20 protein-coding genes are annotated in these 21,717 nt (G+C 65.9%); 7 read left to right on the forward strand and 13 right to left on the reverse strand.

Annotation, left to right across the window (positions count from 1 at the left end):
* Positions 1 to 36 precede the first annotated feature (36 nt).
* From QGN30_RS18890 to QGN30_RS18915, 6 genes are read right to left on the reverse strand one after another with little or no spacing between them, the layout of a single operon-like run.
* On the reverse strand, positions 37 to 792 hold the full coding sequence (locus QGN30_RS18890) for an enoyl-CoA hydratase (protein WP_009953808.1): 756 nt from the start codon (positions 790 to 792) through the stop codon (positions 37 to 39).
* Positions 793 to 802: 10 nt separating this feature from the next.
* Complete coding sequence (locus tag QGN30_RS18895) at positions 803 to 1,945, reverse strand: acyl-CoA dehydrogenase family protein (protein ID WP_009953806.1); 1,143 nt, start codon at positions 1,943 to 1,945, stop codon at positions 803 to 805.
* 9 nt (positions 1,946 to 1,954) lie between these two features.
* Positions 1,955 to 3,250 carry an FAS1-like dehydratase domain-containing protein gene (locus tag QGN30_RS18900; RefSeq protein ID WP_009953803.1) on the reverse strand — a complete coding sequence of 432 codons (1,296 nt, stop codon included), beginning with the start codon at positions 3,248 to 3,250 and terminating at the stop codon, positions 1,955 to 1,957.
* Between the two features lie 8 nt (positions 3,251 to 3,258).
* Complete coding sequence (locus QGN30_RS18905; RefSeq protein ID WP_020188806.1) at positions 3,259 to 4,110, reverse strand: mycofactocin-coupled SDR family oxidoreductase; 852 nt, start codon at positions 4,108 to 4,110, stop codon at positions 3,259 to 3,261.
* A 1-nt stretch (position 4,111) separates the two neighbouring features.
* Positions 4,112 to 4,921, reverse strand: coding sequence for a crotonase/enoyl-CoA hydratase family protein (locus QGN30_RS18910; RefSeq protein ID WP_014379527.1), 810 nt, complete (start codon positions 4,919 to 4,921; stop codon positions 4,112 to 4,114).
* A gap of 37 nt (positions 4,922 to 4,958) precedes the next feature.
* The gene (locus tag QGN30_RS18915) at positions 4,959 to 6,476 is read right to left on the reverse strand and encodes a class I adenylate-forming enzyme family protein (RefSeq protein ID WP_014382032.1); all 1,518 of its coding nucleotides are present in this window, start codon (positions 6,474 to 6,476) and stop codon (positions 4,959 to 4,961) included.
* Positions 6,477 to 6,569: 93 nt separating this feature from the next.
* On the opposite strand from QGN30_RS18915, the gene QGN30_RS18920 reads away from it, so the two are divergent.
* Positions 6,570 to 7,577, forward strand: coding sequence for an acyl-CoA dehydrogenase family protein (locus QGN30_RS18920; protein ID WP_009953798.1), 1,008 nt, complete (start codon positions 6,570 to 6,572; stop codon positions 7,575 to 7,577).
* A gap of 3 nt (positions 7,578 to 7,580) precedes the next feature.
* Here the strand turns inward: QGN30_RS18920 and QGN30_RS18925 are convergent, their stop codons facing one another.
* From QGN30_RS18925 to QGN30_RS18935, 3 genes are all read right to left on the reverse strand, one after another.
* A complete protein-coding gene (locus tag QGN30_RS18925) occupies positions 7,581 to 8,771 on the reverse strand; it encodes an acyl-CoA dehydrogenase family protein (RefSeq protein ID WP_009953797.1) in 1,191 nt (396 codons plus the stop codon).
* Between the two features lie 44 nt (positions 8,772 to 8,815).
* On the reverse strand, positions 8,816 to 11,110 hold the full coding sequence (locus QGN30_RS18930) for an acyl-CoA dehydrogenase family protein (RefSeq protein WP_014379524.1): 2,295 nt from the start codon (positions 11,108 to 11,110) through the stop codon (positions 8,816 to 8,818).
* A gap of 76 nt (positions 11,111 to 11,186) precedes the next feature.
* A complete protein-coding gene (locus QGN30_RS18935) occupies positions 11,187 to 11,381 on the reverse strand; it encodes a ferredoxin (protein ID WP_009953795.1) in 195 nt (64 codons plus the stop codon).
* A 220-nt stretch (positions 11,382 to 11,601) separates the two neighbouring features.
* On the opposite strand from QGN30_RS18935, the gene QGN30_RS18940 reads away from it, so the two are divergent.
* A complete protein-coding gene (locus QGN30_RS18940; RefSeq protein ID WP_009953794.1) occupies positions 11,602 to 12,756 on the forward strand; it encodes an acyl-CoA dehydrogenase family protein in 1,155 nt (384 codons plus the stop codon).
* Here QGN30_RS18940 and QGN30_RS18945 read toward each other — a convergent pair.
* Positions 12,753 to 13,952, reverse strand: a complete 1,200-nt coding sequence (locus tag QGN30_RS18945) for an amidohydrolase family protein (protein WP_009953793.1) — start codon at positions 13,950 to 13,952, stop codon at positions 12,753 to 12,755. The genes QGN30_RS18940 and QGN30_RS18945 overlap by 4 nt on opposite strands.
* A gap of 121 nt (positions 13,953 to 14,073) precedes the next feature.
* Here QGN30_RS18945 and QGN30_RS18950 point away from each other — a divergent pair, with 121 nt between their 5' ends.
* Positions 14,074 to 14,388 (forward strand): hypothetical protein, encoded by a 315-nt coding sequence (locus QGN30_RS18950; RefSeq protein ID WP_009953792.1) that lies wholly within the window; start codon positions 14,074 to 14,076, stop codon positions 14,386 to 14,388.
* A gap of 29 nt (positions 14,389 to 14,417) precedes the next feature.
* Positions 14,418 to 15,716, forward strand: coding sequence for a TetR/AcrR family transcriptional regulator (locus QGN30_RS18955; protein WP_009953791.1), 1,299 nt, complete (start codon positions 14,418 to 14,420; stop codon positions 15,714 to 15,716).
* A gap of 10 nt (positions 15,717 to 15,726) precedes the next feature.
* On the opposite strand, the gene QGN30_RS18960 is transcribed toward QGN30_RS18955, so the two are convergent.
* The 3 genes from QGN30_RS18960 to QGN30_RS18970 are packed head-to-tail and all read right to left on the reverse strand — an operon-like array spanning position 15,727 to position 18,941.
* A complete protein-coding gene (locus QGN30_RS18960; protein ID WP_009953790.1) occupies positions 15,727 to 17,289 on the reverse strand; it encodes a class I adenylate-forming enzyme family protein in 1,563 nt (520 codons plus the stop codon).
* Positions 17,290 to 17,292: 3 nt separating this feature from the next.
* Positions 17,293 to 18,489, reverse strand: a complete 1,197-nt coding sequence (locus QGN30_RS18965) for a thiolase family protein (protein ID WP_009953788.1) — start codon at positions 18,487 to 18,489, stop codon at positions 17,293 to 17,295.
* On the reverse strand, positions 18,483 to 18,941 hold the full coding sequence (locus tag QGN30_RS18970) for a MaoC family dehydratase (RefSeq protein ID WP_009953787.1): 459 nt from the start codon (positions 18,939 to 18,941) through the stop codon (positions 18,483 to 18,485). The genes QGN30_RS18965 and QGN30_RS18970 overlap by 7 nt, the downstream gene beginning before the upstream one ends.
* 110 nt (positions 18,942 to 19,051) lie before the next feature.
* Here QGN30_RS18970 and QGN30_RS18975 point away from each other — a divergent pair, with 110 nt between their 5' ends.
* The 3 genes from QGN30_RS18975 to QGN30_RS18985 are packed head-to-tail and all read left to right on the forward strand — an operon-like array spanning position 19,052 to position 21,714.
* Positions 19,052 to 20,239, forward strand: coding sequence for a thiolase family protein (locus QGN30_RS18975; RefSeq protein WP_009953786.1), 1,188 nt, complete (start codon positions 19,052 to 19,054; stop codon positions 20,237 to 20,239).
* A gap of 1 nt (position 20,240) precedes the next feature.
* Positions 20,241 to 20,675 (forward strand): Zn-ribbon domain-containing OB-fold protein, encoded by a 435-nt coding sequence (locus tag QGN30_RS18980; protein WP_009953784.1) that lies wholly within the window; start codon positions 20,241 to 20,243, stop codon positions 20,673 to 20,675.
* Between the two features lie 10 nt (positions 20,676 to 20,685).
* Complete coding sequence (locus QGN30_RS18985) at positions 20,686 to 21,714, forward strand: DUF2889 domain-containing protein (protein ID WP_009953782.1); 1,029 nt, start codon at positions 20,686 to 20,688, stop codon at positions 21,712 to 21,714.
* The last annotated feature ends 3 nt before the right edge of the window (positions 21,715 to 21,717 follow it).

A 21,717-nucleotide genomic window follows, 5' to 3' on the forward strand; every position in this document is an offset into this window, starting at 1 on the left:
CGTACTGTCTGGGTTGTCACGTCGACTCTCCTGTGCTCAGTGGCCACGAAAATTTGGGGTGCGCCGTTCGCGGAAGGCGCGTGCCCCTTCTCTGAAGTCAGCGGTCTCGACCAACGCCAACTGCCCCTCGGCTTCGATAGCTTGCACCGGCTCGAGCTCGGCCAGGGTCGCTGCGGCCAGCGCACGCTTCGTCCAGCCGAACGCCAACGTTGGACCGCCGGAGACCGACCGCAGCACGTCGGTCAGCACCGACTCGTATTCGTCCGCGGAAGTGATGTGCGAGATCATCCCCCATTCGAATGCGGTTGCAGCGGAGATCTTTTCCGCGGTCATGGCCATGCGAGCGGTGCGCGCTCGACCAATCAGCAATGGCAGCAGCGCGGACGCACCCCCGTCCGGCATCAGCCCGACCCGGGTAAAGGCCAACTGAAAGTACGACGCTGGCGCGGCCACCACCAGATCGCAGGCGAGCGCCAGCGCACACCCGAAGCCAACGGCCGCTCCATGGACACCGGCGATCACCGGCTTGGGTAGCGAGGTGATCGCCCGGACCACCCGGTTGGCGGCATCAGCGGCGCCCGCAGTGTCACCGCCGGTCAGGTCGCCGCCGGAACAGAATGCTCGACCGGCACCGGTGAGCAGCACCGCGCGGACTGATTCGTCTGCCTCGGCATCGCGAATGTGAACCGACAACTCCTCGAGCATGGGGGTGTCGACGGCGTTGAGCTTCTCCGGTCGGTCCAGCCGGATCCGCAGCACCGCGCCGTCGTGCTCGACCGAGATGCCGTTCATCGCAACGGGATCATAGGCCGAGGTCGCGTCCGATGATGTCCTTCATGATCTCGGTGGTGCCACCGAAGATCGTCATGATGCGATTGTCCATATAGTCGCGCGCGACGCGGTATTCCGTCATATAGCCATAGCCGCCGTGCAACTGCACGCAGCCATCGATCACCTTCTTGGCGGTCTCGGTGCACCACCATTTTGCCTTCGATGCCTCGACTGCGGTGAGTTCCCCGTCCACTACCGCCTGGAGGCACCTGTCGATGTATTGCTCACCGATCTCGAGCTCGGTGTCCATCTCGGCCAACAGGAATCGGTTGTGCTGGAAGCTGCCGATCGACTGGCCGAAAGCCTTGCGGTCCTTGGCGTATTGCAAGGTCTGCCGCCAGGTCTCGCGTGCGCCGGCGATGGCTGAGATGGCGATGGACAACCGCTCCGACGGAAGGTTGTGCATCAGGTGATAGAAGCCGCGTCCCTCTTTGCCCAGCAGGTTCGCCGATGGCACCCGAACGTTCTCGAAGGCTAGCTCGGCGGTGTCCTGGTAATGCAACCCCATCTTTTCGAGCTTGCGGCCGCGGCTGAAGCCCTCCATGCCCGCCTCGACCACGAGCAATGTGAAGCCCTTGTGGCCGGCCTCGGGGTCTGTGCGGCATACCACCACTACCAGATCGCAGTTGATGCCGGATGAGATGAATGTCTTGGCGCCGTTGATGATCCAGTCGTCACCGTCGCGGACGGCCGAGGTGCGGATCCCGGCCAGGTCGCTGCCCGCGCCAGGCTCGGTCATCGCTACGGCGACGATCAGTTCGCCGCTGATGATGCCCGGCAGCCAGCGCTCCTTCTGCTCATCGTTGGCCAACGACGAGAAGTACGGGCCCACAACGTCGTTTTGCAGGCTCAACGACGGCGACGGCCCTCCGTATCGGGCGATCTCCTCGTCGATGACCGCGTTGAACCGGAAGTCGTCGACTCCCCCGCCGCCGTACTGCTCGGGCATGTTGAACCCGATCAACCCGTATTTGCCAGCGGCGACGAACGCCGAGCGGTCGACGATGCGGTCGGCTTCCCAACGCTCGGCGTTTGGCACGAGTTCACGCTCGATGAACTGCCGGACCGTCTCGCGGAATGCCTCGTGCTCCGGCTCCAGAACGAGTCTTTTCATGTGGTGATCTCACTCTCCATACAGTCGTCGCATTTCTTCACCGACTTTGCCAGAAACTCGCGAAACGACCTGTGCTCCCCGCCTTCGCAGATCGGCATCCGGGATCGGCAGCACAACAGCACCGGTCGCCTTCGACGGCAGCAACACCTTGGCGGTGCCTCGCGTGGTGGTTTCGCCCCGCTGGCTGGTGGCGAAGACGTCCAGCGACACTGGGTCTTCAGCCCCCTCGCCCTTTGAGGTGACCGTGCCAGTGCAGCGGTGCACGTCTCCGTGGTAGTTGAAGCCGCGTAGTTGCAGATCCATCTCAGCCAGCCAGCCGTCGTCACCGGTCCAGTTGGTCAGCAGGTGGCTTACCCACGCCGCGCGCATCTGACCATAGTCGTACGGCGCCGGAATACCAAGTGCCTGAGCGCGTTCGGCATCCCAGTGCAGTCGTTGCACGACGTCGGGGACGCCATACTCATCCGGCTGGTAGAAAGCGGGCATCCGCTTGCGTAATTGGTGGGCGAATTTCAGCGGCCCCACGCCATAGCCGCCCCAGCCCCACCCCATGTGCATCGAGATGATGTCGACGACAGTCAACGGGCCCTTGATGATTCCGGGGAGTTCGTCGCCCACCGAGACGTCCTCCCACCACTGGGGATCAGCGCCTCGCCGTTGCTCTGCCTCGTACTCTTCCTCGACCTGGGCGAACTCCTCGGGAGTCCAGTGCTTGCGCGCGATGTCCTTAAGCTTCCCGGACTTCTTCGAGCCGTGACGCTCGGCGTTGATGTAGGACTCGTCGCGGGTCGCGATCGGGTTGCCGTCGATGTCGACGTAGAGGTAACGGAAGGTTTCCTTGACCGAACGCCCACCGGAGAATTCACTTTCCTTCACCTGGACGTCGAGGGTGTAGTTCTCCGCTAAGACCGGCCTGCCCGCGTAGATCGGGCGGTACCACGTCCACTTCACCCCCGAGTAGTACTTGCCAGTTCCGCGAAACAGACCGCGGAACAGCTTCTTCCGCTCCGGATCGGTGAACTTAGGGGTCTGATCCAGGCCCGTCGCGATCGGGAAGGTCGGCGATGCGATCTGTCCGTGCCAGCGTGTCGACGGCCCGTACGTCGGGTCGTGGAACAACGGGTTGTCGTCACCGCAGCCGAAGGCGAAGTGCGTGATGGCGTCGGCCGACGGCAGCTTGTTCCACGCTTCGTCGCGCTGGTGAACGGGAATTCCGATCTGCCCTTTGGCGCGTTCGATGTCCTCGTCGGTGATGCGGCCCTCTTCGGCGGCCGCGTCGGCGCTGTGCTTTTCTGTGGTGGTCATCGGTCCTCCTAGAACTTCAGCATTGCGCCGGCGTCGACCTTGAACTGCAGGCCCGTGACATACCGGGATTCGTCCGAGGCCAGAAAGCAGACCGCGTTCGAGATATCCGAGGCTTCGACGTAGGGGGTGGGCATCGCCTGCATGGCGGGGAAGGCCAGCAGGGCGTCGTCGCGGCTCGGCGCCTCGAGGTCTGGTCGGAACTGCCGGTACATCGGCGCACTGTTGAGCATGTCGGTGTTCACGTTTGTCGGGTGAATAACGTTGGCGCGGATGGATTGTGGGGCGAGCTGTGCGGCGAGCTGCAAGGTATAGGAATCCACCAGCTGCTTGGCGTAGCTGTAGCCCGCGCCGCCCGGGCCCTGCGGGCCGCCGGCGCCGGGGGGCTGGGCGGCTGCGATGAGGCCGGCGACCGATCCGGTGGTGATGATCGACGCGCCGGACGTCAGGTACGGCAGCGCGGCGTGGACGGTGTTGATGACGCCGACGAAGTCGACGTCGAAGGCATCGGCGAAGGCCTGAACCGGCAGATGAGCGCCCAGTGGGCAGATGCCGGCATTGGCAACTACCACGTCGAGTTTGCCGAATTCGGCGACCGCGTTCGCGAGTTCGCGGCCGACGGCCGCCCGGTCTCGCACGTCGACCTCGGCGGTGTAGGCCTTGCGGCCGGTCTTCTCCACCTCCAGACCGGCTTCCTCGAGATCACGCGATGTCGCCAGTGGGTATTCGTTGGTCTCGATGTCGTGACAGATGTCGAAGAGGATGATGTCAGCGCCCTCCTCGGCCAGTTTGACGGCGTGGCTGCGGCCCTGACCGCGGGCTCCTCCGGTAACCAGAACCACTTTGTCCTGCACTCGACCCATTTCAGCGTGCCTTCCATACGGGTTGACGCTTCTCTGCGAAGGCCAACGGACCTTCCTTGGCGTCCTCAGACTTCAACAACTCGGTGAATTCGCGAATCGTGCGTTCCCACTTGGGTTCCTCGGCGCCGATGATCCCGTCGTCGGCACCGTAGGCGATCCGCTTACTGGCTTGTACCGACAGTGGCGCGTTACAGGTGATCCGCTCGGCGAGCGCCAAGGCGGCTTCCACGACGGTGCCGTCCGGCACGACCTCATTAATCAGGCCCCACCGCAAGGCGTCGGAGGCTGTCATCGGCTCACCTGTCAACACCAACTCCAACGCGACCTTGCGTGGCAGCTGCTCGACGATCCGGAACACGCCGCCCGCACCCGCGATCAGGCCGCGTTTCACCTCAGGAAGTCCGAAACTCGCACTCTCGCAGGCGATCACCAGATCGCTGGCCAAGGCGAGCTCTGAGCCGCCGCCGAGCGCGGTGCCGTTCACTGCGGCGATGGTGGGTTTGTCGATGAAGTGGTGCACGTAACCGGCGAAGCCCCATTCAGGGTGCTCCGCGTGGTAGAGATTCTCGCCGCGAGAGACGGCCTTGAGGTCTGCTCCGGCACAGAACGACTTCTCGCCGGCACCCGTAAGGACGACGGCCCGCACCTCGGGATCGCGCTGCGCCGCTTCGAGTGCGTCACCGACGGCCGTGCTGACCGCGCCGTTGACGGCGTTGCGCGCATCTGGCCGGTCGATGGTGATGAGCGCGACGTTGCCCCGCCGCTCGACGACGGCGGCTTGGCGGGTCACCTCTGTCAGGGTTTCAGCCATAATGTCTCCTTCCGATTGGATTGGCAGTGCCGGAGTTTCAGCCTGCGGCGGCCGGTTGACCGATCGGCACGCCAAGGTCCTCGAGCAGTGCGATTAAACGCCGACGATCGACCTTGAGTGCCGCTCCACGAGGCAACTCGTCGACGACGAAGATGCGGGCGGGCACCTCATAGGGCGTCAGTGTGGCCCGACAGTGTTCCCGGAGCGCCTCGCCATCGGCGGCGGCGCCTGGGCGCAATTCAACTGCGGCAACCGGAATCTGGCCCAACCGCTGATCCGGCATGGGCGCGACGGCGGCATCTGCCACCGCCGGGTGCGCACGCAATGCGCGGACGACCGTCTCCGGGGACACCTTGAAACCGCCGCGCACGATCACGTCGTCCGCGCGGCCGTCGATGTAGAGGAAACCATCTTCATCGAGATGCCCTAGGTCACTGGTCGTGATCCAGTCTCCGGCGCCGCCGGCCTGCAGCGTGGCAACCTGCAGCCTGCCGGTGACCCCCCGGCTGACCGCGGCGCCATCGTCGTCGACGACCCGCAACCGCACACCGGGAAAGGCGCGTCCGACGCTGCCCTTCTTGTCGGCCCACCGCGAGTGGAAGTCCTTCACCGTCCATCCGGCCACGGCGCCGGAGAATTCGGTCGCGCCATAGACGACGAGGATCGGGATGCCGTAGCGCTCGAAGAACGCATCGACCAACGCTGGGTCGACGGGACTGGTACCCGCATTGATGGCTCGGATGCTCGCCAGGTCCTCCCGCGGAATGTCGGAGTCGAGCACCGATCGCATGGCCGCCGGGGGCAGCCCTGCCACCGCGGGCCGATACTGCTTCACCACGGCGTGCCAACCCGGCACCGTGAATCGATCGAGCATCGCGATCGGCCGGGCCGCGACCAGTGACTGCAACAACGACCAGAGCCCGCCAATGTGCACGATCGGCAACGTCACCAGGCCGACCGCTCCGGTCAGCGGCGGCTTGGTTCTCACTTCCGGACGATCGTTGTGCCGCAACGCCGAAGCCAGGGAGGCCTCGAGCTGCGCGCGGGTCAGCGGGATGCGCTTCGGGGCACCCGTCGTGCCCGAAGTCAGCATCTCGATGGCTACCGCTGGATCGCCGCTCACCGCTTCCGTCGTGCCCCGTACCTGCAGGTCGAGTTCGCCGTCGTCGAGCCTCCAGCCGGTCGCCCCGAGATCGGCGACGACGCGGTTGAACACCTCGTCGGACCACAACGCGGCAGGCGCAAGGACGAAGGGAGCGGCGGACGCCCCGAGGTCGTCGCTCAGCCGGTCCGGCGGCTGGAGCGGGCTGATGGTCACCAACGTCCGTCCGCCCCGAAAGATGGCGATGAGCGCCGCGACAGACTCCATTCGATTGGATAGCACGACGGCGACTCGGCCGCCGGTCTGACACCCGGCGGCGGTCAGTTCCCGGTCGATCCGCTCGGTGAGTGACCGAACGGAACCCCAAGACGCCCAGCGTCCGTCGCACTCCAACATGCGGTCGTCGTCGTCGGCGTCCCAGAGCCGTCCCAGCGCATCGTCAATGCTCGTCATCGTGACTTTCCGGATCGACTTCCGCGGCGGATAGCCGTTCTCCTGAAACTAGTGGACATGGTTTACTAGGTCAACTTTGTGAAAGGTTTTGCGATGGACTTCGGCTTGACGGACGAACAGGATCAACTCGCCGCGGCGGAGCGGGCCTGGCTCACCAAAAACGACCCCATCGCCAGGGTCCGCGCGACGCTGGACTCGGCTGCGGTCACCGTCGATCCTGCGGCGGTCGCGCATGCGGCGGAATCGGGTCTTCTGGAGCTGCTCACTCCCGAAATGGGCGGCACCCATGTGGATCTCGCCATCCTCGCCGAGGAGCACGGATACGCGGCCAGCTCGCTCCCGGTCGCGGATCTCAATATCGCGGCCTGGCTGCTCGACCACGTCGACTCGCCCGCCGGAGACGGCGAACTGACCGGATTGACGCTCGGTCCCGACGCCCTTCTTGATGGCGATGCGCTGGGGCTGGCTGGTATCACCCGTCCGGTGCCGATGGCCGCCGATATGGACTCCATCGCGGTGGCAGGCCACGTGGACGACGGCGAGTACCTGGCGGTCCTGAATGCCCCGACGCTGTCGGGCATGTCGACGCTCGACCTGAGCCGTTCGTGGGCACGCGTGGACCTCGACGCGACGATCGCCGACTGGACGCGGCTGCCTGCCGGCACGCTGGCCCTGCTGCGCGACGCTTTGGCGGTGCACCGGGCGTTCGACGCATTGGGCGCGGCGGCCCGACTGCTCGACATGACGGTGTCTTACGCCAAGCAGCGGGAGCAGTTCGGCGCGCCGATCGGGTCGTTCCAGGCAGTCAAGCATCACTGCGCCGACATGGCAGTCGCGGTGGAGGCCGGCCGGGCCACGCTGTGGGCCGCGGCGCTCGCACTGGACACCGCGTCGGCCGCTGCCCGGTCCCGGGCCGCGTCCGCGGCGGCGGCGTACACGAAGTCCGCCGCCGCCAAGGTGGCCGGAACGGCGCTGCAGGTGCACGGCGGCATCGGCTTCACCTGGGAACACGATCTGCATCTGTTCCTGCGCCGGATCAAGGTCGACGAAGCCTTCAACGGGAGCGTCGCCGAACACCGCGCGGCGCTGCTCACGGCTTGACATTCAGCGCCGATCCCGCGGCAGCGCCAAGCCCCGCTCGGCGATCAGGTTGCGCATGATCTCCGAACTGCCGCCGGCGATGGTGTAGGCCCGAGCGTACAACCACTCGTCCTGCCAGCGACCGCCGTCGAGAACGTCCGGGTCGCCCTCCACTAAAACGCCTGCCTCGCCGCCGAGTTCGACTGCGAAGCGTGCCATCTCGAGATTCAGCTCGCTGAACATCAGCTTGGCCATCGCGCCGTCGTGCATGCGCTCGGTGCCACGCAGCCAACGCGTGAGATTGGCGTACGTCAGCGCGGACAGCGCCTCCACCTCGGCGCTGAACTCGCCGATCCGATCACGAATACGGTCGTTGTCGATCGCGAGGCGACCGTCGACGGTGACGTGCGAGGCGAGTTGCACCAATGCCTCAATGGCCAGCCTCAACTTGACGACCGCGGCGCCCACGCTGGTACGTTCATGCCCCAACGTGGCGTTTGCGATCGCCCAGCCCTGTCCCGGTTCTCCGATCATCGCCTCGGCCGGCACCTCGACGGAATCGAAGAAGACCTCGTTGAAGTCCGAGGTGCCGGTCAGCTCGCGCAGCGGGCGCACCGTGATGCCCGGGCTGGACATGTCGAGGATAAACGCACTGATGCCCTTGTGCTTGGGGGCGTCGGAATCGGTGCGCGCCAACAGATATCCGTAGTCGGCCCAGTGTCCGTCGGTGGTCCACACCTTCTGCCCGTTGACGGTATAGGTATCACCGTCGAGAACAGCGCGGGTACGCAGCGACGCCAGATCGCTTCCTGCACCGGGCTCGCTGAACAATTGGCACCACAGCTGTCGACCCGCGCGGATCTCGGGCAGATGCCTGCGGCGCTGGTCATCGGTGCCGTAGTGGATCAGCGCATGCGATGCCAGCGCGTTACCGCTCGGCACGCCCGGCACCGCAGCCCGGGCCAGCTCCTCGCCCACCACGATGGCGTGTTCAGCGGAGCGGTCATCGCGGCCGCCGAACTCCACGGGCCAGTCGGCGCCGACGTAGCCGGCTTCGAACAGACGCGCCGTCCAATCCTGAAGCGCCTTGAGTTCGGCTTCATTCTCAGCGCTGCGCACGCCCGCCCGCGGCGGTATGGGCGGTGCATGCTCCGCAATGAAAGCCCGCACCTCCGCGCGAAAGGCCTCCAGTTCGGGACCCATTCCGTATTCCACGTTTCCGTCTTCCTGTTGATTACGAACGTCTCAGCGCCTCAACGTTATTCGGAGCGCCGTTGTCGGTACGGCGCCAACAGTTCGCCGGCCGCCCGGTCTCGCAGCGCGTCGGCACGGCCAACCAACACGGAGTTGGCCCGAGCGCGGCGCAGCAGCAAATGGATCGGGTGCTCCCAGGTGAAGCCGATGCCGCCGTGGATCTGCAACGCACCCTCGGTGGCGGCGACACCGGCATCGAGGGCGGCCGCGGCGGCCAAATCCGCCAGGTAACCCGACTCCTCGAGGTCGGACTCGACGGCCTCGAGGATCTGGCTGCGGGCGCCCTCGAGTGCGACCAGCATGTCGGCGCACCGGTGCGACACGGCCTGGAAGCTGCCGATGGGGCGGCCGAACTGATGCCGTTCGCGTGCCCACTGAACGGCCATCGCCAGCGCGCGCGACGCAACCCCAACGGAATCCGCGGCCACGGCCAGGGCCGCCCGGCGGCGCGCCGCGGCCAACATCCGAGGCACATCGGTTCCGTCGGCCAGCACCTCCCCCGCCGCCCCGCTGAAGGTCACCGCGCCGACGGTGCCGGTGAGGTCGAGCGGCTGCTGGGCCGTCACCTCAACGCCGTCGGCGGACGCGTCGACGGCCACCAATACCTCACCCACCCCGGCTGCGACGCGAGCCAATGCCACGAGCACCTCGGCGTGTGGTGCTCCCGCCACGATCGGGACCACACCGGAGAGACCAGTTCCGTCCCACTCGGGCAGCTCGGGGCCGCTGGTCACCCAGCCGCTGTCGTTGACGGGTACGGCGAACGCCGCCGTTGCACCGCCCGTGATTCGCTTAACCAAAGCCTTTGCGCCGCAATGTAACGCGACGTCGAGCCCGATCACGGTCGGGACAAGCGGCGCCGGGGCCAATGCCTTGGCGGCCTCTTCGACGGCCGTGTACAGCAACCGCGGTCGGGCGCCGGCGCCGCCCAAGGTTTCATCGACAGCAAGGCCCGGTAGGCCGAATTCGACGAGCGCCGACCACACTTCGGGCTCGGCCGCATCGACGGGACGCTTGCGGTCGAGCAATGCTGCTTCGTCCACTTTGGCCTGCAGTGTCGCCGCCAGCACCTCGCGCAGCTCCCGTTCATCTTCCTCGGGCACGGCGAGCGGGGCGCCGGGCGTGACGGCCGCTTCCCGGGTGCCCTCGCCGCGGTGTGACGGCAGCCCGAGCACGCTCTCGGCGATGGTATTGCGTTGGATCTCCGCGGTGCCCGCGCCGATCGTGGTCGCACGGCTCATCAGATAGCCGAACGTCCAACGCCCCTTGTCGACGGCGTCGGGTGCGCGGCTGCCCAGCGCCGCATAGGGACCGGCCGCGCGCAGGGCGAGCGCATGCATGTGCTGCTCAAACTCCGACTTCACCAATCGGTTCACCGACGCCATACCGCCGGGATCCTCGCCGCGCAGAACCGCGGCCAGCGCGCGGGCGCTGTTGGCTGCGATGGTGCGGACCCCGGATTCCAGCCGAGCAACGTCCTGGCGGACCAGCGGGTCGTCGTCAAGCCGTTGTGCGACGACAAGATCGATCACCCGGTCGGCCGTGCGCCGGTACTTGAACTCGTCGGCCAGAAAGGCGGTGGCACGCTCGTGGCCCAGCGATGTGCGCATGATCGACCACCCCGCGCCCTCGTCGCCGACCACATTCTCGACGGGCACCGCGACATCGTCGAGGAAGACCTCGGCGAAATGCGCCGCGCCGCTGATGTCGCGCAGGGGACGCACGGTGATCCCGGGGCTCTTCATCGGGATCAAGAGATAGGTGATCCCGTCCGATGGTTTGCCCCCCGACCCCGTGCGCACCAGCGCGAACATCCAGTCGGCGCGATCGGCCATCGTGGTCCACACCTTCTGCCCCGTCACCCGGTACACGTCGCCGTCGCGGACCGCGCGGGTGGACAGCGACGACAGGTCACTGCCCGCCCCAGGCTCGGAAAACCCTTGACACCAGAACTCATCCGCGCGCAGCAGCGGTATGAGGAAGCGATCCTTCTGTTGCTGGGTGCCGTGCGCGATGAGCGTGGGGGCGAGGATGAACGACAGCGGACACGGATGCGGTGGCACACCCGCATCCGTGGTCATCCGGTAGTAGTCCAGCTGATCCGCCAGCGATAGGTCGAGTCCACCGACCTCGCGGGGCCACCCAGGCGCAGCCAGCTGGTGGTCGACGAGTTCGGCGTGCCAAGCGCGGGCCACCTCGATCCGGTCGGGTTCAACGCCCGACCGAGCGACGTCGGCCTGACGACGACGAAACTCGGCGAGCAGCAACTCGAGACGCGGCCGCCAATCAGCAGTCTGCATGGCACTCCACAAAGTCAACTTGGTTAACTATGTCTGGAGTGTGCCGGTTAATGCAGCCGCTTGGCAAGCGCGCCCGTCAGCCGTCTTCGAGAATGAGAGCAAGCTCGGGGCATGCCGCGACCCCGTCGCGGGTGAGCTGCTCGTCTTCCGGTCGCACCTCACGCTCCCCCAGGATGGAGTAGCCGGAGTCGTCGATCGGGAACAAATCCGGGTCGACGGCGTAACACTGGGCATGGCCCACGCACTTCGACTGCTCGAGCCGAACCTTCATACGACCTCCTCCGCTCGACCGTCCAGGCGTACGGTCTCATCCAAGTTTTCAGCATAAGGCTAAAGCTTTAGCTATTTCGACACACCTCTAGTCCACACTTATTCTGACACTTGTGTCGATACATATTCCTGACTCATATCGCAGAGTCAGTGGATATTTGTGGCGATCAACTGAGCTATGTTCCACTTGGTTCTGACATCTATGTTCGATAGGAGCTGCAATGACAGTCGCGCTCAGCGATGAAGAGACCATGCTGGTCGAAACCGTGCGGGCCTTCGTCGACCGCGACGTCAAGCCCACGGTCCGCGCAGTCGAGCACGCCAACGAGTACCCGGAAGCGTGGATCGAACAGATGAAGCGGATCGGAATCTTCGGGCTTGCCGTGCCCGAGGAATACGGCGGTTCACCGGTATCGATGCCCTGCTATGTGAAGGTGACCGAGGAGTTAGCCCGTGGCTGGATGAGCCTGGCCGGCGCGATGGGCGGACACACCGTGGTCGCCAAGCTGATCTCGTTGTACGGCACCGAAGAACAGAAACAGAAGTACTTGCCACGCATGGCGAGCGGGGAGATGCGGGCCACGATGGCGCTCACCGAACCTGGTGGCGGCTCCGACCTGCAGGCGATGACGACCACCGCACGAGCCGAGGGCAACGAGCTGGTGATCAACGGCGCGAAGACCTGGATCAGTAACGCGCGGAGGTCCGGCCTCATCGCACTGCTGTGCAAGACCGATCCACAAGCGCAGCCACGCCATAAGGGCATCTCGATAGTCCTGGTCGAACACGGTCAGGGTCTGACCGTCTCACGCGACCTGCCTAAGCTGGGCTACAAGGGCGTGGAGAGTTGCGAGCTGTCGTTCGACGAGTGCCGCGTACCGGCCGCGGCGATCCTCGGAGATGAACCAGGCAGAGGATTCGCCCAGATGATGAAAGGCCTCGAAACGGGCCGGATTCAGGTTGCATCGCGGGCGCTAGGGGTGGCGAGCGCAGCGCTGGAAGACGCGCTGAAATACGCGCAGGAGCGGGAGAGCTTCGGCCAACCGATCTGGAAGCACCAGTCGGTCGGCAACTATTTGGCTGACATGGCCACCAAACTCACCGCGGCGCGCCAACTCACCCGCTACGCCGCAGAGAAATACGACAGCGGTGAGCGATGCGACATGGAGGCCGGGATGGCCAAGCTGTTCGCGTCGGAGGTAGCCATGGAAATCGCGCTCAACGCCGTCCGAATCCACGGCGGCTACGGCTATTCCACCGAATACGACGTCGAGCGCTACTTCCGCGACGCACCTCTCATGATCGTCGGCGAGGGCACCAACGAGATACAGCGCAACGTCATTGCCGCACAGCTGGTCTCGCGGGGCAAACTCTAGACGCCGGCGAGTTGCCGATCGACCGCACCCACCCGCGGGAAGTTGAGCATCCGGCGGGCGTTCTCCTCGACGATCAGCCTGCACTCGTCGTCGGGCACGTCGGCAAGGACCTCGGCTGCCCGCTTGCGCGAGTTCGGCCAGTTGGAGTCGCTGTGCGGGAAGTCGATCTCGAGCATGATCCGGTCGATGCCGATGCTGTGCCGGTTCGTCAGGCCGTGCTCGTCGTCGATGAAGCATCCCCAGAAGTGCTTGCGGAACAGATCCGAAGGCCGGGTGTCGAAGTCAATCTTCTGGTAGTAGCGGTGCCGCTCCCACACGTAGTCGGTTCGCTCGAGGATGTAAGGCACCCAACCGATGCCGCCCTCAGCGAGCGAGATCTGGAGATCCGGGAACTGCTGCAGCTTGCCGGAGAACAGCAGGTCGACCGTGGACCACATCAGGTTCGTGGAGAATAGTGCCGTCGCGACCGCGAACGGTGCGTCGGGCACCGCCATCTGACCCGGGACCGGCTTGATCGTCGAGAACGAGAAACCCGGCACGAACGAGCCGGACCCGAAGTGCAGCGACACCGGCATCTTGGCGTCTGAGCAGACCCGCCACAAGCCGTCCCAGTGATCGGAGTGGAATGACGGCAGACCGAGCGGCACCGGGCTGTCCGGGAACGAGATCGTGCGCGCACCCTTGGCGGCGACGCGCTCTGCCTCGGCCACACATGCGTCGATATCCCATGTCGGCAGGATCGCCAGCGGGATGTAGCGCTCGGGCGCCACCGCGCACCACTCGTCGATGTAGAAGTCGTTCCACGCCTTGACGCACAACAGTGCCAGGTCCTTGTCCTCGGCACGCTGGAACGTGCCGCCGCCGAATCCCGGGAACGACGGGAAGCACAATGCCGACTGCACACCGTCGAGGTCCATGTCGGCGACCCGCGCGACGGGGTCGTAGCAGCCCGGAATCATGTCCTCGTAGCGGACGGGATCCATGCCCCACTCCTCGGGCGGTTTGCCGGCGACCGCGTTCAGGCCGATGGTCGGGAAGACCTGACCGTCGTAGTGCCACAGATGCATGCCGTTTTCCTCGACGATGCGCGGGCCCTGTTCGAGGTATTTCTGCGGCAACCTGTCCTGCCACACGCGTGGGTGCTCGACCAAGTGGTCATCAACGGACACGATCTGGTGGTCATCCTGAAGCGGCATGATGCTCCTTCGCATCTGACGATCGGTCGTATTTTTCTGACATATCGTCTTGTTTTCTGACGGTTCGTCTCACAGACTATATGACACATGCCACATTCGTCCAGCAGTTGAGAGGCGCGACATGGAATCCACGGACCGACCCGCCGAAGACGCAGGCCGGAACAAGGTCGATGAAGACGACCACGACCTGTTGACCTTCGGCGAAGCGGGCGAACGACTGCGCCTGGAAATCGCCGCGGCTGCGCGAGAGGTGCAAGGCCTGCAGCAATCCGGGCCGGTCGAGGCGCTCGAGAAGGCCCAGGCCCGCCTCGATGCACTGCGGTCCGCTGCAGCCCGCAACAGCGCGCAGCCCATCAACGACGCCAACTTCGAGAAGTTCTTCGGCTATCCGGGCAAAGCCAAGCGCAACCTGCCCGGAGCGCCGTCGGCCCGATGAGCGTGTCGGCGCGTACGGATAATTCACACATGGCTCGCACTCCCGACAAGTTGCGGCGCTCCGGCTATGCCCCCGCCGCCAATCACGGTGTGGGACGCCGCGGCCTGCACACCCGCGAGCGCATACTCGGATCCGCCGCGGAAGTGTTCCTGGCCAACGGATTTCACGCCACCTCACTTGACGCCATCGCGAGGGCGGCCGGCGCCTCTCGTGCGACCGTGTATCAATACTTCGCGGGCAAGGAAGAGATCTTCCGCGAACTGAGTGCGCTGGCCGAACGCGATGTGCTGGCACACGGTGAACACCTCGGTGAACTCGGCCCGACAGTCGACGGAGTGGATGCGCTGCACCGTTGGCTCGTCGCATGGGCGGATATCTACGACGCCCACGCCGCGGTGTTCGCCGAGTTTCCGGGCATCGGCACGGCCACCGGGTTGGCCGTCATCGATGCCAGCTCGGCCGCCGCCCAGTTCCATCAGACCGTCACCGATCGGCTGCGGCGGACACGCCTGCGGGATCTGGAAGCCGACGATGCGGCCGCAGCACTCGGGCGGATCCCCCACATGGTTCACCTCTACCGGTACCGGGACATGCTCCCTTTGCCCGCTCGCGCGACCGTGACGTGGTCGTTGACCGGTGCATTGCAGCTGATGCTGTTCCCCGAGACCCCAGCCGACGTGTTGCAGGTGGTAGCACCGGCAAGAGACGGATGCGCACGAACCACGCCCCGCGCCCTCGACTATGCCGCGGCGACACCGGCGGCCGTCGAGGCGTCGGGATCGCCGATTCCGCAGGATGTGCTGTCGGTCAGTTCGGCGTTGTTCGCCGAACGCGGCTACTACGCCATCGGCATGGAGGAGATCGCGGCCGCCGCCGATGTCAGCCGCGCGACCTTGTACCGGTACTTCAGCACCAAGGACAAGATCCTGGCCGAACTGACCCGCCGAGCGGTCGCCGAGATCGAAAAGCACGCCGCCGCCCTGCCTGCCAAGGCCGCGGATTCGCTGACCGAATGGATGCTTGGCTACGTCCGATTCCATCGCACCTACCGCGGCGTGATCCGGGCGTGGTTCGACGGCACGGTCGCAGAACAGCTCTCCAACGCCGATGTGGACCACGGTATTGGCGCGATTTTCCAGGCGGTTGCCGCGTTGTTGTCCACCGTCGACCTGCCGCCCGGCATCGACGCTGACGTGGCAGGCGCGGTGTTCGTGGCGGTCCTGGGCCGGATGTCCGAGCCGACGGGGGCTAGCGGACCGAACAGCGACGAGCAGGCCGCTGAGTTGATGGTCAAGCTGTTGCGCCGTTCGCTCCTGCGTGAAGCGTGAACACAGGAGCTCAGCCGGCGGCGGCCTTCAGCTCGGCGCGCAGTCGCTTCTTATCCACCTTGCCGCTGGCCAGTACAGGAAGATCGGCGACCAACACCAGTCGACGAGGCACCTTGTAGCGCGCCAACCGCTGCCGGACCCCCTCTTGCACCATTTCCAGCGTCGGCGACGCACCGCCGCGCGGCACCACAACGGCGCAGACCGCCTCGCCCCACTTGTCGTCGGGCACCCCGACGACGGCGCAAGCGGCCACCCCGTCAACCGCACTGACCGCATCCTCGACCTCGGGCGAATAAATATTCTCCCCGCCGCTGATGATCACGTCCTTCTTGCGGTCCATCAAATAGAGCAGCCCGCGCTCGTCCAGTCGACCCATGTCGCCGGTGCGACACCACCCGTCCCGCAGCGTCGCCTGCGTCGCCGCCGCGTCCTGCCAGTAGCCGCGGAACATCGAGTCGGACCGCACGACGATCTCACCTGCCTGCCCCACGGGCAGGACGCCACCGTCCGCATCGACCACACGTACCCGGGTGTCGGGAAATGGGAAGCCAACCGAGCTCAGCCGCTCGGCAGCGTAGGGGTCGTCGAGGATGTGCAGTTCCCGTGGCAGTCCAGAGACAATGACTTCCGTCTGTCCGTAAAGGTTGAGGAAACCCGCGTCCGGCAGAACGGCGAGTGCCCGCCGCAGGATAGCCGCGGTCATCGGCGCGGCCGAATAGACCACCGTGCGAACCGATTCCACCGCCAAGCGATCACTCACCTCATCGAGGAGCGCCCTGAGCATGACCGGCGCCAGATGCAGCACCGTGATGCGCTCGTCGGCGATCAGCCGCACCGCATCGGCCGCGTCGAACTGTTGCTGCAGCACCACGGTTCCGCCTCGAGCATGCAGCCCACCGATAATCCCGAGCGCACCGAAGTGGAACATCGGCATGTTGATCAGCCCGCGATCGGCGCTGCCGCAACGCATCTCGTTGTTCATGGTGAATGCGACCCTGCGCATCTCTCGCTGTCCGAGGATGCAGCACTTGGATGCGCCGGTCGTGCCGCTGGTGAACAGCAGGTACGCGATGTCGTCGGGCCGGGCCACGAACTCGTGCTCGCCGCTACGGCCTTCCTCCACAAATCGTTCGTAGCCCGTGATCCCCTGCGGAGCTTGTCCGCCGATGACCACCAACATCGGTGGCGACGGCATATCCGCGATGAGATCGCCGATCACCGGCACGAACTCGGCGGCGCAGAACACGATCGACGGGGCGACGCGCCGCAGCGCATCATCCATCTCGGGAGGCGAAAGCCGAAAGTTGATGGTGGCCATGATAATTCCGCCGAGTTGGGCGGCCGCGTTCAGTTCGCCGAACTCGATGCTGTTGCGGCTCAACACTGCGATGCGGTCCTGGCGCCTCACCCCTGCCGCGGCCATCGCCGACACCAATCGGACCGCCCGGTCCCATAATTGTGCGTGGGTCACGGTGCGCTGGCCGTACCGGTAGGCGACGACGTCGGGAAAGCGGACTGCGTTGTCGGTCACGATGTCACCGAGCGTCATGTCGTCGACTTCGGCCCTCGACATGAGTTACCGGCTACTCAGCAGCATCGATCCAGCCACCGGCCCGCCGCCCACACCGACTGCCACCACCTCGGGGGTGCGGGGCGCCTGCCGATCGCCGCCCTCGCCCCACAACTGCACACATGCCTCGTGCAGGAAGCCCATTCCGTGCAGTCGCCCGCCGGAGAGTTGACCGCCGCTGGTGTTGATCGGCAGCGAACCGTCCAGTGCGATAGACGAACCGTCGCCGACGAATTCGCCGACCTTGCCGTGCTCGCAGAAGCCCATCGCTTCCAGCCACATGACGGTCAGGAAGGAGAAGCCGTCGTAGAGCTGGGCCATGTCGACATCGGCGGGAGTCAGGGTGGTGTGCTCCCACAGCGTGGCCGCCGAATCGTGCGCCGCCATCGTGGTGATGTCGCCGCGCTGATCCCAGGTCGCCCGCTCGAACATCCCTGGCCCGACGGACTCCACCGTCAGCGGGTGTCGCGGCAGGCCGTTGGCGGCGTCACGGCGCGACACGATCACGGCGGTGGCGCCGTCGCAGGGCACATCGCAGTCATAGAGGCACAGCGGCTCGGAGATCATCCGCGCACCGAGGTAGTCGTCCATCGTCATCGGTTCGCGATAGACCGCATCGGGATTGAGTCCGGCATTGGTGCGGGCGTTGATCGCGATGCGGCCGAGGTGCTCGCGCGTCAGGCTGAAGTCGTGCATGTAGCGCTGGGCGGGCATCGCCAGCCAGTTCGCCGCCGACAGTGCGCCAAAGGGCGCCGTCCATTCCAGGTGCGGGGGCAATTCCCCGCCGCCGAACAGCACCGAGGCCCGACCGCCGCCGGCTTGTTGCGCGGCGGTGGATTCCCATACCGACCGGTAGACCACGACGTGGTTGGCCAGCCCGAGACTGACCGCCATGCACGCCTCGATCGCCGGGCCGATCTGCCCCGCTGTCTCCATCGCGGAGACGTACCAGCGGGTGCGCAGTCCGAGTGCGTTGCGGACCTCTTGGACGGTCGCTCCGGAGAACCCCGCGTCCGGCACACCCGGTCCCGGGTAACTCGCGATCCCGTCTACGTCGTCGACGCTCAGCCCGGCGTCGGCGATCGCCCGCAGCACCGCCTCGAGGGTGAGGTCCAATCCCGTCCGGCCCAGCCTGCGGCCGACCTGCGACTTACCCGCTCCGGTCAGGACGGCCTTGCCGTCGAACGGACCACCGGTCACCATACGAACCGCGCGATCAGTTCGGCCACGGCGGCCGGTTTGTCGACTCCATCGATCTCGACGGTGTGTCGCACGGTCAGGTTCACGGTATCGTCGGCGACCTTGGTGGCGTCGGCGAGCTCGGACCGGACTCGGATGCGGCTACCGGCGGTGACCGCGGACAGGAATCTCACCTTGTTCAGGCCGTAGTTGATGCCCATCTTGGCGTTCTCGACGCGGTAGTTGTCCTTGCTCACACCGGGGATGAGCGAGAGCGTGAGAAAGCCGTGCGCGATCGTTGCGCCGTAAGGACTTTCGGCCTTGGCCTTCTCGACGTCGACGTGGATCCACTGATGATCCATCGTGACGTCGGCGAAGGCGTCGATCCGGCTCTGGTCGATTTCCACCCACCGGCTGACGCCCAGTTCCTCACCGATCGTCGCGAGTGCATCGTCCACGGACCTGATCATTTTCACCGCTGCTCCCAACGTCGCCTGCGCCGATATACCGATATCTATTTAACGGTATAGACTGGCCTCGCTCGTCGGGCAAGCAGCCCGTCAACTCTAACGATCTTGGGAGACACATGGCCACCACCACGTCCCGCGCAGCGATCGTGGCCGCTGCCCGCACACCGATCGGAACGGCGCGCAAGGGCACGCTGGCCAACATGCCCGCGATCGAGCTCGCCAAACCCGTCGTGCAGGCCGTCGTCGAACGCTCCGGACTGGACGCGGCGGACTTCGACGACCTGGTGCTGGCCGAGAGCATGCAGGGCGGCGGCGACAGTGCCCGCTACATCGCGGTGGCCCTCGGCATGCTCGACATTCCCGGGCTCGCCGTGAACCGCCAGTGCGCATCGAGTCTTTCGGCCATCGCCGTGGGCGCCGGGCAGATCGCGTCCGGGATGAGCCGCGCCATCCTGGCCGGCGGTATGGAGTCGCTGTCGACCGGCCCAATCATGCAGAAGCGCAAGCTCTTCACCGCAGGCAAGTCGCCCGAGGACTACGCGCAGTGGTTCCCCGAGTCGCATCCGCCGACTGCGGAAGCGCCCGCCATGGACATGTCCATCACCGTCGCGCACAACTGCAACCTTCAGTACGGGATCACCCGCGAGGACCAGGACAAGTGGGCGCTGCGCAGCCATCAGCGCGCGATCAGGGCCATCGACACCGGGGCGTTCACCGACGAGATCATCCCGCTCCAGGTGCCCCAGGCCGACGGCAGCGTGATTACCTTCGCCGAGGACGAGCATCCACGGCGCGGGAGTTCGATGGAGTCGCTTGCCGGGCTGAAGGTGCTGCATCCTGAGATCGAAGGCTTCACCGTGACGGCAGGAAACTCCTCCGGGATCAACGATGCCGCGGCAGTGGTCGCGCTGGCCAGCCCGGACACCCAGCAGGAAGTGCTGGCAAGCGTGCTGTCCTGGACACAGGTCGGACTGGACCCGACGCGGACCGGCAGCGGGCCGATCAAAGCTATCCCGAAGGCGCTCGAGTTGGCGGGCCGCAAGCTCGAGGATGTTGCACTATTCGAAATCAACGAGGCGTTCGCCGCTCAGGCGGTGGCGTGTGCGCGCGAACTCGGTCTCGACGAGGAGATCGTCAACGTCTACGGCTCGGGCATCAGCCTGGGCCACCCGATCGCCGCAACCGGCGCCCGCATGGTCACCTCGGCGATCTACGAATTGCGCAGGCGCGGTGGGGGTATCGGCGTGCTGTCAATGTGCGCCGGCGGTGGTATGGGTGCCGCGATGGTCATTGAGGTGGCCTGAGATGACCGCACTGATCACCGAGGGACTGTTCCGGGTCGACGGCGGCCGTGCGGTGCTGTTCGCGTCGCGCAGGCGTTCGTCGGGTGCGGTGAAGTTCCCTGCAGAGCGGCCCGAGCTGTTCGACGGCGACTCCGACATTCAGCAGGACATCGAGCCGATCGAATTGTCCACCGCGGGAACGTTGTACACCTATACGACGCAGGAGTTCCCGCCACCGCTGCCCTACAAGGGCAATCGGGATCCGAAAGTGTTCCAGCCGTATGTGGTGGGCTTCGTCGAGCTGGCCGAGGGCGTGCTGGTGGAGACGCTGATCGTCGACGCGACTGCCGACGAACTGCGCATCGGCCAGCGCCTGGTCTCGACCACCACCACCCTGGAGACCGCCGACGGTCAGTCGCTGCTGACGTTCGCGTTCCGACCGGCCGAGGAGAGTTAGAGTCCATTCGGTGACGGACCTGGGCTCTCCGCAATTCGGGCTTCATCCCCTGCACGGCGTGCACGAACCCACGACCGGCAATCCGCCGCGCCGGCCGCGATCCGCGCGCCGGACCACCTCGATCGACATGACCCGCGACGAGGGCTCGCTGGATCCGGTGTATCTGAGTGGGCGGGCGCGCGATCTGTGGACAGCCGGCGACGAAACGGCGACCGAACTCGGCTCCGCGACACTCTCGGCCACCATCGAGCTGGTCGCCCGCGTCGTCCGTCACGTCGAGGTGACGCCAGCCGTCGCCGCGATGTCCCGGCTGGCGGGCGCGCCCGCGATGAGCGGGTTTCGCGCGGCGGCCGACAAGGTGGCTCCCGAGCTGCGGCAAGCCCGCGATCTGCGCTATACGCTGCTCGACGACGTTCCGGTCGCGACGCTGATCTCCGGCCACGCGCTGTCGGCATCCAACCTGCTCGGCGACGTCGCGAAGTCCGGGTACTACCTGCCGGTCGCAGACCAGTGTGCGGGTTTCGCGACCGGGGGTCTGCTAATGACGTCCTTCGAGGCGGGCGATCCGGTGATCGTCACCGGCCCGGCGGCTCCCGACCTCGACCACGGCCAAGATCCTGGGGACCCCTGGGCCTGGCACGAAGTGGCGGCCTTGCCGCGCCACGCCATGCGCCGTAGACGGCGCGTCGACGTCTATGAAGAGAGCGCTCGGCGGGTCGGCATCGATGCGATGTTCCGCGACACCTACGTGCGCGGTGACGGGGTGGAGACGATCATCCACGAGTACACCCTGGACGCCGTCGTGGACACCGAGACCGGCGTCATCGTCGATTCGCGGGCCACACCGCGCGTGCTGCCGTGGCAGGAATGCCCCGGAGCCGTCGCCAGCGCTGCGCGAATCACCGGAATGACGTTGCAGGAACTGCACTTTCGTGTGCGTCGAGAACTATCGGGCACCAGTACGTGCACCCACCTCAACGACCTGCTGCGCAGCGTCGCCGACGCTGAGGCGTTGATACGCCTAGTGAAAGCAGCCTGAGCG

Source organism: Mycobacterium sp. 3-98, from assembly GCF_035918355.1.
Taxonomy (GTDB): Bacteria; Actinomycetota; Actinomycetes; order Mycobacteriales; family Mycobacteriaceae; genus Mycobacterium; species Mycobacterium intracellulare.